We start from the raw sequence: 13408 nt of genomic DNA, 5'->3' as shown, positions 1-13408 counted from the left end.
TGGTAAAATAGTAAGAGAATAATGTGAGGAAATTGAATGTCAAGTAAGTTTGAAATTTTAATGAATCAACTAGGAATCTCTGATCAGCTGCGACAGGATCCTGCTCTTGTTGATGCAAGTATTGAGCGTGTTGTGGTTCATAAAATTAGTAAGATTTGGGAATTTCACTTTGTATTTTCTAATATTTTACCGATTGAAATCTTTTTAGAGTTAAAGAAAGGGCTTAGTGAAGAATTTTCTAAGACAGGGAATCGAGCTGTTTTCGAAATCAAGGCGCTCTCTCAGGAATTTTCTAATGAACTCTTGCAGGCCTACTATAAGGAGGCTTTTTCTGAAGGTCCGTGTGCTAGCCAAGGATTTAAGTCTCTTTATCAGAATCTGCAAGTTCGTGCGGAGGGAAATCAACTCTTTATTGAAGGTTCAGAGGCGATTGATAAGGAACACTTTAAGAAGAATCATCTTCCTAATCTAGCAAAGCAACTTGAAAAGTTTGGTTTCCCAGCCTTTGTATGCCAAATAGAAAAGAATGATGCCCTTACACAAGAGCAGGAGGAAGCCTTCTATACGGAGAATGAACAAATTGTACAGGCTGCCAATGAAGAGGCTTTGCGTGCTATGGAACAACTGGAACAAATGGCTCCTCCTCCAGTAGAAGAGAAACCAGCCTTCGATTTTCAGGCTAAAAAAGCTGCGGCTAAGCCAAAACTAGATAAGGCAGAAGTTACCCAGATGATCGACGTGACGACTGAGGAAAATCGTCTGGTCTTTGAAGGGGTCGTTTTTGATGTGGAACATAAAGTGACCAGAACTGGTCGCGTTTTGATCAATTTTAAAATGACGGACTACACTTCAAGTTTTTCAATGCAAAAATGGGTTAAGAATGAAGAAGAGGCTCAAAAATTTGATTTAATCAAGAAGAATTCTTGGCTCAGAGTGCGTGGGAATGTGGAGATGAATAACTTTACACGCGATTTGACCATGAACGTGCAGGATGTGCAGGAAGTTGTTCACTATGAGCGGAAGGATTTGATGCCAGAAGGTGAGCGTCGGGTTGAGTTTCATGCTCATACTAATATGTCGACCATGGATGCTCTACCAGAGGTCGAAGAAATCGTCGCGACAGCTGCAAAATGGGGTCACAAGGCGGTTGCCATTACGGACCATGGCAATGTTCAGTCCTTTCCACATGGCTATAAGGCTGCCAAGAAAGCGGGAATCCAGCTGATCTATGGGATGGAAGCTAATATCGTTGAGGATCGTGTTCCTATCGTCTATAACGAAGTGGAGATGGATCTATCTGAAGCAACCTACGTGGTCTTTGACGTGGAAACGACGGGGCTTTCAGCTATCTATAATGACTTGATTCAGGTTGCGGCCTCTAAGATGTACAAGGGGAATGTCATTGCTGAATTTGATGAATTTATCAATCCTGGACATCCCTTGTCAGCTTTTACTACTGAGTTGACTGGAATTACGGATGATCATGTCAAAAATGCCAAACCACTGGAACAAGTTTTGCAAGAATTCCAAGAATTCTGTAAGGATACCGTCCTAGTTGCCCACAATGCAACCTTTGATGTTGGCTTTATGAATGCCAACTATGAGCGCCATGGTCTGCCTAAGATTAGCCAGCCAGTTATCGATACGCTGGAGTTTGCTAGGAACCTCTATCCTGAGTATAAACGTCATGGTTTGGGACCTTTGACCAAGCGTTTTGGTGTGGCTCTAGAACACCACCACATGGCCAATTACGATGCAGAAGCTACGGGTCGTCTGCTTTTTATCTTTATCAAAGAGGTGGCAGAAAAACATAGTGTGACTGACTTGGCTAGACTAAACATTGATTTGATTAGTCCTGATTCTTATAAAAAAGCTCGGATCAAGCATGCGACCATTTATGTCAAGAATCAAGTTGGTTTAAAAAATATTTTTAAGCTGGTTTCTTTGTCCAATACTAAGTACTTTGAAGGAGTACCACGGATACCGAGAACGGTTCTAGATGCCCATCGGGAGGGCTTGATTTTAGGATCAGCCTGTTCAGAAGGTGAAGTTTTTGATGCAGTTGTTTCCCAAGGTGTGGATGCAGCGGTTGAGGTGGCCAAGTATTATGACTTTATCGAGGTCATGCCACCAGCTATCTATGCTCCCTTGATTGCTAAGGAGCAGGTCAAGGATATGGATGAACTCCAGACCATTATCAAGAGTTTGATAGAGGTCGGGGACCGTCTTGGCAAGCCTGTTCTGGCTACGGGAAATGTCCATTATATCGAACCGGAAGAAGAGATTTACCGTGAAATTATCGTCCGTAGTTTGGGACAGGGGGCTATGATTAACCGAACTATTGGTCACGGTGAACATGCCCAACCAGCTCCGCTACCTAAAGCTCATTTTCGAACGACTAATGAGATGTTGGATGAATTTGCCTTCTTGGGCGAAGATCTAGCACGCAAATTGGTTATTGAAAATACCAATGCCTTGGCAGATATCTTTGAGTCTGTTGAGGTCGTTAAGGGTGACTTGTATACACCTTTCATCGACAAGGCTGAAGAAACGGTCGCTGAGCTGACCTATAAGAAAGCTTTTGAGATTTATGGAAATCCTCTGCCAGATATCGTTGATTTGCGGATTGAAAAAGAATTAACCTCCATTCTGGGGAATGGATTTGCCGTGATTTATCTGGCATCGCAGATGCTGGTGCAACGTTCCAATGAACGGGGCTACTTAGTTGGTTCTCGTGGTTCTGTTGGTTCCAGTTTCGTTGCGACTATGATCGGGATCACAGAGGTTAATCCTCTCTCTCCACACTATGTCTGTGGTCAGTGTCAGTATAGTGAATTTATCACCGATGGTTCTTACGGTTCAGGATTTGACATGCCTAATAAGGACTGCCCAAAATGTGGTCATAAACTTAGCAAAAATGGACAGGATATTCCTTTCGAGACCTTCCTTGGTTTTGATGGGGACAAGGTTCCCGATATTGACTTGAACTTCTCGGGAGAAGACCAGCCTAGCGCCCACTTGGATGTGCGTGATATCTTTGGTGAAGAATATGCCTTCCGTGCAGGAACGGTTGGTACGGTGGCTGCCAAGACTGCCTATGGATTTGTAAAGGGCTATGAGAGAGACTATGGGAAGTTTTATCGTGATGCAGAGGTGGAACGCCTCGCTCAGGGTGCGGCTGGTGTCAAGCGGACAACAGGACAACACCCGGGAGGAATCGTTGTTATTCCTAACTACATGGATGTCTACGATTTTACGCCTGTCCAATATCCAGCAGATGACGTGACGGCTGAATGGCAGACGACTCACTTTAACTTCCACGATATCGATGAGAACGTCCTCAAACTCGATGTGCTGGGGCATGATGATCCGACTATGATTCGGAAACTTCAGGATCTGTCTGGTATTGACCCTAATGAAATTCCTATGGATGATGAAGGCGTGATGGCCCTCTTTTCTGGGACGGATGTACTTGGGGTGACGCCGGAGCAAATCGGTACGCCGACGGGTATGCTGGGAATTCCAGAGTTTGGAACAAACTTTGTACGTGGGATGGTAGACGAGACGCATCCGACGACTTTTGCGGAGTTGCTTCAGCTGTCTGGTCTGTCCCACGGTACCGATGTGTGGTTGGGAAATGCACAGGATCTGATCAAGCAAGGAATTGCGGATCTATCAACCGTTATCGGTTGTCGGGACGACATCATGGTTTACCTCATGCATGCGGGTCTCGAGCCTAAGATGGCCTTTACCATCATGGAACGGGTACGTAAGGGCTTGTGGTTGAAGATTTCTGAAGAGGAGAGAAATGGTTATATCGAAGCTATGAAGGCCAATAAGGTGCCAGAGTGGTATATCGAATCCTGTGGAAAAATCAAGTATATGTTCCCTAAAGCCCATGCGGCAGCCTATGTTATGATGGCCTTGCGTGTGGCCTACTTCAAGGTTCACCATCCCATTTATTATTACTGTGCTTACTTCTCTATCCGTGCAAAGGCTTTTGATATCAAGACCATGGGTGCGGGATTGGATGCTATCAAGCGCAGAATGGAAGAAATTGCTGAAAAACGGAAGAACAATGAAGCTTCTAATGTGGAAATTGACCTCTATACAACTCTTGAGATTGTCAATGAAATGTGGGAACGTGGTTTCAAGTTTGGCAAACTCGATCTCTATCGTAGTGATGCAACTGAATTCCTCATTGATGGGGATACCCTCATTCCGCCATTTGTAGCAATGGATGGTCTGGGAGAGAACGTTGCTAAGCAGTTGGTACGTGCGCGCCAAGAGGGTGAGTTCCTCTCTAAGACAGAACTACGCAAACGCGGTGGCCTCTCATCAACCTTGGTTGAAAAGATGGATGAAATGGGAATTCTAGGCAATATGCCAGAGGATAACCAGTTGAGTTTGTTTGATGAGTTGTTTTAAGAAGGCAGACTAGCCTCAATTTTACAGAGATGTTTGATAATTAAAAAAATAACAGGACATTGGACAATCCTGTTATTTTTTAATTGTGAACATAAATATACAACGGCTAGATTACTAATCCTCTAAGACTATATCCTCTTCTTTTAGGTCTTCTATCAGCTTCTGCTTATAATGAGTCAGAGAGAGTGTATGTTGACCGACCCAAGATTTTTTAAATAAGTCCAATAATTCTTTGTTTTTAATGAGGACTTCTGGTCCTATAACCTTTTTTATTAAATGATTATCTTCGCAGAATGATATTAGGGGGTTATGATCACTTGTACTGTAGACTGTATAATCAATAGTATTGTCGAAAAAATAATAAATAAAACTCTGAAGATTATCTGTTGGTCCGAAGAATTCTAAAACAAAGAATGAGTTGCTAGGGCTAGGAGAAATTTCAATTTTTACTGGAAAATTGAGAATGTAATATTCAAATAAGTCTTCTTCATCAGATTTAGATTCTTCAAATTTATCTAATAATGGAATCAATATGTTGCTATTGAAGCGTAGGGTATTCATATCCTCTAACATAAAAAATACAGAATCTGCACTGGCTCTAAATTTTCCTGAGTCTATTAGATGAAAGCTGTAGTCTCGCATCTTACTATCCGTTTGTATATTTAGAAAATAAGCAACAAAATATTCTTGGAAAGAACGGTGGGAGAACTTATATCTGTTTCCTTCTTTATATAGTACACATAGGCAGTTTTCTAAATCGTAGATAAAGTTGTTTATATTTAGATTACTTTGAATTCGAGGAGGAAATTTTTTAAAAATTTCTAAAATCTCTGGGAATGTAAACTCTGTTTTTGCCTTTTGGTATGTTAGAAAACAGAAGATTGCAAAATATTCTTTAAAAGTATCTGAACTTAAGTTTGAAAGCAATTTTCGTCGATAACTTTTTGTAGCATCGTGCTTCGAGAGCATTGTATCAAAAGCCTGGTAGTAGAAAAGGTGTAATTTTTGCGGAATCTCTGCATAGTCATTATAAGTGGAAAGCATAATATTTAGTAACAGGGGATTTGAAGCAAAGGACTCATGTCTATCGTATAAATCATTCTCTAGGTCACGGATAAACTTATTTTTAAGTTCCTCATCTGGATATTCAATTTTTGTAATAAGACTTATAGCTTGTTCTTTAGTAAAAGGAATAGATTTTAAAACTGTGAACCGCTGAAATTCAATGAATTCGGATTCGCTATAAGGTCTTGAGGAAAGGATATAATGGTTTTCAGGATATTTGTCACAAAAATCATTTAACTTTTTGAAAAATTCTTTTTGGTTTTCGCTGTATAATTCATCATAGCCATCCAATAGGAATAAAAAGCATCCAGATTGAAGTGCATAATCTAAATATTCTTCTTGAAATTTATTATGAAATTGATTTAGTTTTTTTAACAGTAATTTTTCAAGATCTAAATGCTCCTCTTCGTTGAAATCTTTTAATTCAATAAAAATAGGAATATAGTCTTTTAATTCTAATTCACTTAGAAAAAGGTGTTTCATGAGAGTGGATTTACCAATTCCACCAGAACCTTCAATGATTAAAAATTTTGAGATATCAGTTAGTACTCTTGTTTTTGTGGGCTTGATGAGTTCGGAACCTTTTTCTAAAAAAGGAACTTCAAAAAAATCATACAGTCTTTTGGGCTCAATTCCGTAGATAATCGTTTTGATTCTACTGTATTTTTCATAAGATTTTGTCAAATAAGCTTGGAATGGAATCCCTAGATTAATTTTTGCCTCATCGAGGAGCGTTTTAACTTTGTCAGTCGCTTTGGAAATTATAGGTGAAAAGTATTTATCCAGAATAGCACTAGTAAATTGTTTTGCAATTTCATTGTTAAAGTTTTCGTCCATTATCTTTTTGCTCCTATGTATTTTTGGGTATTTTATAAAGAATAGCACATCAGCTTTTTTATGTCAATATATTTGAAGAGGGGACCTCATTCTATATGTCTATTGAAGGCTTTGTATGTCTGTTGTATGTGTTTTGTATTTACATCGCTTGCCATTTTTGTTAAAATAATAGATAGAAAGAGGGTGAAAATATGTCAAAGACGAGCATGAGCATACGTTTGGATAGTGAGGTTAAGGAGCAAGCCCAACAGGTGTTTAATGATCTGGGGATGGATATGACAACGGCTATCAATATTTTCCTTCGTCAGGCTATTCAATATCAGGGTTTGCCTTTTGATGTTAGGCTAGACGAGAATCGGAAGTTACTTGAGGTATTAACGGATTTAAATCAAAATCGTAATATGAGCCAATCTTTTGAATCAGTCTCTGACTTGATGGAGGACTTGCGTGCTTAAGATTCGTTATCATAAACAGTTTAAAAAAGATTTTAAGTTGGCTATGAAGCGTGGTTTGAGGGCAGAATTATTAGAAGAAGTTTTGAATTTTCTGGTTCGAGAAAAAGAACTTCCTGACAAATATCGAGATCATCAACTGGCAGCATCCAAGCACTTTCAAGGAGTTCGTGAGTGTCATATCCAACCAGATTGGCTTTTGGTCTATAAAGTAGACAAGTCGGAATTGATTTTAAACTTGCTGAGGACAGGCAGTCATAGCGATTTATTTTAATAAATTTTAAGGAGTTCAAGATGAAACTTAGGATTTTTGCAGAAGATAAACCAGCGGAAAAGGTTTTTGACTATCAGCTAGAGCTTGCGGATGAAACAATTATCCTATCAACAGCGCTCTTGTCTGGTGCCATTGCTTTAGCAGGATTATTTTCTGCTTTGAAGGAAAAATAACAAAAGAAAAGGAAGAATAGAATGGTTTTACCAAATTTTAAAGAAAATCTAGAAAAATATGCGAAATTATTGGTTGCGAATGGAATTAATGTGCAACCTGGTCATACTTTAGCCCTCTCCATCGATGTGGAGCAACGTGAGTTGGCGCATTTGATCGTGAAAGAAGCTTATGCTTTGGGTGCGCATGAGGTTATCGTCCAGTGGACAGATGATGTGCTCAACCGTGAGAAATTCCTCCACGCGCCGATGGAGCGCTTGGACAATGTACCAGAATACAGAATCGCTGAGATGAACTATCTCTTGGAGAACAAGGCTAGCCGTCTTGGAGTTCGCTCATCTGATCCAGGTGCCCTGAACGGAGTGGATGCTGACAAGCTTTCGGCTTCTGCTAAAGCTATGGGACTTGCCATGAAGCCAATGCGTATCGCAACTCAGTCCAACAAGGTTAGCTGGACAGTCGCTGCCGCAGCTGGACTAGAGTGGGCTAAGAAGGTATTTCCAAATGCAGCAAGCGACGAAGAAGCAGTGGACCTCCTTTGGGACCAAATCTTCAAAACTTGCCGTGTCTACGAAGCAGATCCTGTTAAGGCTTGGGAAGAACATGCAGCTATCTTGAAGAGCAAGGCAGAAATGCTCAATAAGGAGCAATTCTCAGCCCTTCACTATACAGCGCCAGGAACAGATTTGACACTTGGCTTGCCTAAGAATCACGTTTGGGAATCAGCTGGCGCTATCAATGCACAGGGCGAAGAATTCTTACCAAATATGCCGACAGAAGAAGTCTTTACGGCTCCTGACTTCCGTCGTGCAGATGGTTATGTAACCTCTACAAAACCACTCAGCTATAACGGAAATATCATTGAAGGGATTAAAGTAACCTTCAAGGATGGTCAGATTGTTGATATTACAGCTGAAAAAGGCGATCAAGTTATGAAAGATCTTGTCTTTGAAAATGCGGGTGCGCGTGCCTTGGGTGAATGTGCCTTGGTACCAGATCTAAGTCCAATTTCTCAGTCAGGCATTACCTTCTTTAATACCCTTTTCGATGAAAATGCGTCAAACCACTTGGCTATCGGTGCAGCATATGCAACTAGTGTTGTTGGTGGTGCAGAGATGAGCGAAGAAGAGCTTGCAGCTGCAGGACTGAACCGTTCAGATGTTCACGTGGACTTTATGATTGGCTCGAATCAAATGGATATAGACGGTATCCGTGAGGATGGAACACGCGTACCCCTCTTCCGTAATGGAGATTGGGCAATTTAAGGAGAAGCTATGCTGGGAAGTATGTTTGTTGGTCTCCTAGTGGGACTCTTGGCAGGTGCTTTGACCAATCGCGGAGAGAGTATGGGATGCTTTGGAAAAATGTTTCTCGGATGGATTGGTGCCTTTCTGGGTCACCTGCTCTTTGGAACTTGGGGACCAATTTTAGCGGGAACAGCTGTTATTCCTGCTGTTTTGGGTGCTATGGTTGTCTTAGCTATTTTCTGGAGACGAGGAAGTTAAGTTCCTAAATTTGAAAAGAAAAGGAGGTTGGTCATTGAGCCAGCCTCCTTTTGAGTATGATATAATAGTTCTATGAGATTAGATAAATTTTTAGTTGCCTGCGCTGTAGGGAGTCGAACAGAGGTCAAAAACTTGCTCAAGGCTGGGCGCGTGACGGTAAATGGCAAAAAGGAAAAGTCAGCTAAACTGCAAATCAATGAAGAAAGAGACGAAATTCGCTTTGATGGGCAAAAGTTAGACTACGAGGAGTTTGTCTACTACATGATGAACAAGCCCCAAGGAGTCATTTCAGCGACTGAGGATACCAAGCATAGAACGGTTCTAGACTTGCTAGATGACTTGGCGCGGACCAAGGAAGTTTTTCCAGTAGGGCGCTTGGATATTGACACGCATGGTCTTCTGCTCTTGACCAATGACGGCAAGCTTGCCCATGCTCTTCTTTCACCTAAACGTCATGTGGAAAAGACCTATTTGGCGCAAGTCGAGGGTATTATGACCCAAGAAGATGTGGAGACATTTGCCAAGGGCATTCCGCTTAAGGATTTTACCTGCCAGCCCGCTAAGCTGGAGATCGTGTCGGTAGATCCAGAAAAGAATCAAAGTCTGGTTCACGTGACCATTGCCGAAGGGAAGTTTCACCAGGTCAAACGCATGGTGGCATACTGTGGTAAGGAAGTAGTGGATTTGCAACGTTTGACTATGGGAACTTTGATTTTAGACGAAAAGCTGAAACGCGGTGAATGGCGTCGCCTGACCAAGGAGGAGTTAGAGACTCTCCTTGCTAGTATTACTTAGTTTGGATTATTTTAGAAAAGGTGAGGGAGAATGTCCTTGCCTTTTTATGTTTTCGGTTGCTTCCTTTGTGAAAAGAGTTATAATAGACAGTAGAATAAAAGGAGGAATCTATGAACGCGATTCAAGAATCATTTACAGATAAACTTTTTGCCAACTATGAAGCAAATGTCAAATACCAAGCGATCGAAAATGCTGCCAGCCATAACGGAATTTTTGCAGCCCTAGAGCGTCGCCAAAGTCATGTAGACAATACAGCTGTTTTCTCATTGGATTTGACCAAGGACAAGGTTACTAACCAGAAAGCGTCTGGTCGTTGCTGGATGTTTGCGGCTCTCAACACCTTCCGCCACAAACTCATCTCTCAATACAAGCTCGAAAACTTTGAACTGTCACAGGCTCACACCTTCTTCTGGGACAAGTACGAGAAATCCAACTGGTTCTTGGAGCAAGTGATTGCGACTGCAGATCAAGACTTGACGAGCCGCAAGGTTAGCTTCCTACTCCAAACACCTCAACAAGACGGTGGTCAATGGGATATGGTTGTTGCTCTCTTTGAGAAATATGGTGTCGTTCCCAAGTCAGTTTACCCTGAGTCCATCTCATCTAGCAATAGCCGTGAGCTCAATGCCATCCTCAACAAATTGCTTCGTCAAGATGCTCAAATCTTGCGTGACTTGCTCGCTTCTGGTGCAGACCAAGCGACTGTTCAGGCCAAGAAAGAAGAACTCTTGCAAGAAATCTTTAACTTCCTTGCAATGTCTTTAGGACTTCCACCACGTAAATTTGACTTTGCTTATCGTGATAAGGATAACAATTACCAAAGTGAAAAGGGTATCACACCACAAGAGTTTTACAAGAAATATGTCAATCTACCTCTAGAAGATTATGTTTCTGTTATCAATGCCCCAACTGCTGACAAACCATACGGCAAATCTTACACAGTTGAGATGTTAGGGAATGTTGTTGGTAGCCGTGCAGTTCGTTACATTAATGTTCCTATGGAACGCTTGAAAGAATTGGCGATTGCTCAAATGCAGACAGGAGAAACTGTTTGGTTTGGTTCAGATGTCGGCCAGCTCAGCAACCGCAAAGCTGGAATCCTTGCGACTGATGTTTATGACTTTGAATCAAGCATGGACATTCAACTCACTCAAGACAAGGCTGGACGTTTGGACTACAGCGAAAGCTTGATGACCCACGCTATGGTCTTGACAGGTGTAGACTTGGACGAAAATGGCAAATCAACCAAGTGGAAGGTTGAAAACTCATGGGGAGACAAGGTCGGTACCGATGGTTACTTTGTTGCTTCAGACGCTTGGATGGATGAATACACCTACCAAATCGTTGTTCGCAAAGAATTGCTGACAGCAGAAGAACAAGCCGCATATGAAGCAGAACCAATCGTGCTCGCGCCATGGGATCCAATGGGTGCCTTGGCAGAATAAAGTATAGAGAAAAGAGGTTAGGGGAATTCTAGCCTCTTTTTAAGTTCTTCTTGAAGTGGCGATAGATGATGCTTGCCAAGGGAGTTCTTCTTATTTTGAGTCTTTAAGTGACAGAGGAAAGGATATGTGTTATTATAGTAGTACAAAAGGATATCGGAGTAGAAATGAAGTATTTAAGCAGTCAAGACATCAAGGATCGTCAACGAAATATCAGCGACATTAAGCCCTATAAAACAACCAAGGAAATCGTCGTTTCAAATATCTTTACCTTCTTTAATGCCATGAACTTGGCTCTGGCAGTTCTGGTAGCCACAACCTTGCGATTTGAGAATATGCTCTTTTTAGGTGTGATTGCTATCAATACAGCCATCGGTATTTTCCAAGAAGTACGTTCAAAAAATGCTTTAGAAAAACTAAGTTTGCTTGGTAAAAGTAAGTACAGGGTCAATCGAGATGGTCAAACAATCGAGATTGATCCAGAGGACATCGTTCTGGGTGAGTACCTGCATCTCAATCTGGGGGATCAGGTGCCTGTAGATGCAGAAGTCCTTGAAGGGAATATTGAAGTTGATGAGTCTTTGCTGACGGGTGAGAGTGATTCGATCTTTAAAACGGTTGGTGACCAGCTGATGAGCGGAAGCAATGTCGTTAGCGGATCCTGCTTGGTCACGGCAACGGCTGTGGGGCAGGATAGTTATATCAACAAACTCGCAAAATCCAGCAAGGAATTCAAAAAATATCCTTCTCAACTGCGCGATTACATGGATAAGATTTTAAAAATCGTCTCTATCTTGCTGGTTCCAGTTGCGATTCTGCTTTATGTCAGAGGTTTTAGTCTAGGACGGTCTTATGTTGAGATTATCTTGGGAAGTTCTGGTGCCTTGGTCGGTATGATTCCAGAGGGCTTGATTCTCTTAGTTAGTGTGTCTCTAGCAGTAGCGGCTATGAAGCTGGCCAAAAAGAAGGTTCTGGTGCAGGAGCTATACTGTGTAGAGACCTTGGCGCGAGTAGATGTTCTTTGTTTTGATAAGACAGGAACTATCACGACGGGGAATATGAAGGTCCAAGAAATGGATGCTAATGTAGCAGAGAAACTATCTTCTTATCTGGCTTATTTCGAGGATGAAAATGCAACTTCCCGAGCTCTGAAGACTTACTTAACCTGTGAGAAAAAGTGGGAAGTTCAAGAAGTCGGTGCCTTTTCAAGCAAAAACAAGTATTCCTTTGTCCAAGTAAAAGATGGTGGGACCTATTTCTTCGGAGCCTATGAGTTTTTAGGCTTTACCCAGCCGATGGATGCCTACTATGAAGATCTAAAACAGCAAGGTTTTCGAATTTTGTCCCTTGCTCATAGCAAGGACCAGATTACGAGTCCAGCCAATATGGAACTCCTAGGCCATGTTGTTTTGTCAGATGAGATTAAGGACAATACCAAGGAAACCTTTGACTATTTCGAATCTCAAGGTGTTGAAGTGAAGATTATCAGTGGTGATAATCATGTGGCTGTGTATTGGGTGGCTCGTAAAGCAGGTTTTAAGGAGGAAGCGCGTGCGATTGATATGACTAAGGTGAGCGATGATGACTTTGAAAGAGTGGTCTTGGAACACGATATCTTCGGTCGGGTGACACCTGAGCAGAAAGAAAAGATGGTGACCGTTTTGCAAAATGCTGATAAAACAGTTGCCATGAGCGGTGATGGAGTTAATGATGTTCTAGCTCTCAAAAAAGCAGATATTAGTTTCGCCATGAATGGTGCTACCAGCGCAGCCAAAAGTGTATCCAACATCGTCTTTCTCACAGATGATTTTGCAGTGTTTTACGATATTTTAATGGAAGGGCGCCGTGTCATCAATAATATCCAAAAGGTAGCCTCTCTCTTTCTAACAAAGACCTTCTTCTCCATCGTGTTTGCCATTTTGAGTGTGATCTTTGGTTTGGAATTTGCCTTTATCCCCATTCAGTTTACAATCATTTCAGCCATTACGATTGGGATTCCATCCTTCTTCCTAACTTTTGAGTCCAATAAAGAAAAGGTTAGCACACATTTTATGCGAGATATTTTGACCAATGCTGCGATTGGTGGTGGCATTCTGGTTGCTAGCGTTCTTCTGACGAACTTCTTTATCACTGTCCCAGGTCAGGTCAAATTTATTTGCTTCCTCCTTGCTTTGATCAATGGTCTGTGTCTAGTAGCCAAGGTCAGTCTGCCATTTAATCGATACAAACTAGCCTTGCTCACACTTTTGAGCCTTGCAGCCCTTGTTGGCGTACTTGCCAATACATTTATCCTGCAAGGAACTTTTGTGCCTTTAGAAACCAGCCAAGTCGTCTATGTAGCCAGTCTAGCAGTGGCGATTGGATGCTTTCATTATCTGACTAGGAGAAAAGGTTGACACACAAAAAGAATCAGGATTTGATCCTGATTCTTTTTTATCT

10 protein-coding genes are annotated in these 13408 nt (G+C 41.6%); 9 read left to right on the top strand and 1 reads right to left on the bottom strand.

All coding sequences use genetic code 11. From position 1 onward, the window contains the following. Nucleotides 1-36 precede the first annotated feature (36 nt). Nucleotides 37-4428 (top strand): PolC-type DNA polymerase III, encoded by a 4392-nt coding sequence (locus FQT28_RS08710; RefSeq protein WP_143989949.1) that lies wholly within the window; start codon nt 37-39, stop codon nt 4426-4428. 114 nt (nt 4429-4542) lie between these two features. On the opposite strand, the gene FQT28_RS08705 is transcribed toward FQT28_RS08710, so the two are convergent. Beyond that, nucleotides 4543-6330 carry an NACHT domain-containing protein gene (locus FQT28_RS08705; RefSeq protein WP_260663464.1) on the bottom strand — a complete coding sequence of 596 codons (1788 nt, stop codon included), beginning with the start codon at nt 6328-6330 and terminating at the stop codon, nt 4543-4545. Nucleotides 6331-6521: 191 nt separating this feature from the next. Between FQT28_RS08705 and FQT28_RS08700 the strand changes: the two genes are divergently transcribed. From FQT28_RS08700 to FQT28_RS08660, 8 genes are all read left to right on the top strand, one after another. Beyond that, nucleotides 6522-6785, top strand: a complete 264-nt coding sequence (locus FQT28_RS08700) for a type II toxin-antitoxin system RelB/DinJ family antitoxin (protein ID WP_143989948.1) — start codon at nt 6522-6524, stop codon at nt 6783-6785. Next, on the top strand, nt 6778-7056 hold the full coding sequence (locus FQT28_RS08695; protein WP_061418263.1) for a type II toxin-antitoxin system YafQ family toxin: 279 nt from the start codon (nt 6778-6780) through the stop codon (nt 7054-7056). Before FQT28_RS08700 ends, FQT28_RS08695 begins: the two co-directional genes overlap by 8 nt. Before the next feature lie 20 nt (nt 7057-7076). Next, nucleotides 7077-7229 (top strand): hypothetical protein, encoded by a 153-nt coding sequence (locus FQT28_RS08690; protein WP_000776617.1) that lies wholly within the window; start codon nt 7077-7079, stop codon nt 7227-7229. A gap of 21 nt (nt 7230-7250) precedes the next feature. Continuing rightward, on the top strand, nt 7251-8492 hold the full coding sequence (locus FQT28_RS08685) for an aminopeptidase (RefSeq protein ID WP_143989947.1): 1242 nt from the start codon (nt 7251-7253) through the stop codon (nt 8490-8492). A gap of 9 nt (nt 8493-8501) precedes the next feature. Further along, on the top strand, nt 8502-8732 hold the full coding sequence (locus FQT28_RS08680; RefSeq protein WP_125425098.1) for a GlsB/YeaQ/YmgE family stress response membrane protein: 231 nt from the start codon (nt 8502-8504) through the stop codon (nt 8730-8732). Between the two features lie 72 nt (nt 8733-8804). Beyond that, on the top strand, nt 8805-9527 hold the full coding sequence (locus tag FQT28_RS08675; protein ID WP_125449976.1) for a pseudouridine synthase: 723 nt from the start codon (nt 8805-8807) through the stop codon (nt 9525-9527). A gap of 110 nt (nt 9528-9637) precedes the next feature. Then, nucleotides 9638-10972, top strand: coding sequence for an aminopeptidase C (gene pepC / locus FQT28_RS08665; protein WP_143989946.1), 1335 nt, complete (start codon nt 9638-9640; stop codon nt 10970-10972). A gap of 164 nt (nt 10973-11136) precedes the next feature. Then, entirely contained in the window at nt 11137-13365 is a 2229-nt protein-coding gene (locus FQT28_RS08660) for an HAD-IC family P-type ATPase (protein WP_143989945.1), read from the top strand. Nucleotides 13366-13408: the final 43 nt, after the last annotated feature.

The sequence above is a fragment of the Streptococcus oralis genome (assembly GCF_901543815.1).
Lineage (GTDB): Bacteria > Bacillota > Bacilli > Lactobacillales > Streptococcaceae > Streptococcus > Streptococcus oralis_CM.
The sequence above is the reverse complement of the archived record's forward strand: the minus strand, read 5'-3'. Positions and strand labels throughout refer to the sequence as shown.

Bases quoted from the DNA above. Each gene is read 5' to 3' on its own strand.
- FQT28_RS08710 (WP_143989949.1), top strand. From the start codon at position 37: ATGTCAAGTAAGTTTGAAATTTTAATGAATCAACTAGGAATCTCTGAT.
- FQT28_RS08705 (WP_260663464.1), bottom strand. From the start codon at position 6,330: ATGGACGAAAACTTTAACAATGAAATTGCAAAACAATTTACTAGTGCT.
- FQT28_RS08700 (WP_143989948.1), top strand. From the start codon at position 6,522: ATGTCAAAGACGAGCATGAGCATACGTTTGGATAGTGAGGTTAAGGAG.
- FQT28_RS08690 (WP_000776617.1), top strand. From the start codon at position 7,077: ATGAAACTTAGGATTTTTGCAGAAGATAAACCAGCGGAAAAGGTTTTT.
- FQT28_RS08685 (WP_143989947.1), top strand. From the start codon at position 7,251: ATGGTTTTACCAAATTTTAAAGAAAATCTAGAAAAATATGCGAAATTA.
- FQT28_RS08680 (WP_125425098.1), top strand. From the start codon at position 8,502: ATGCTGGGAAGTATGTTTGTTGGTCTCCTAGTGGGACTCTTGGCAGGT.
- FQT28_RS08675 (WP_125449976.1), top strand. From the start codon at position 8,805: ATGAGATTAGATAAATTTTTAGTTGCCTGCGCTGTAGGGAGTCGAACA.
- pepC (WP_143989946.1), top strand. From the start codon at position 9,638: ATGAACGCGATTCAAGAATCATTTACAGATAAACTTTTTGCCAACTAT.
- FQT28_RS08660 (WP_143989945.1), top strand. From the start codon at position 11,137: ATGAAGTATTTAAGCAGTCAAGACATCAAGGATCGTCAACGAAATATC.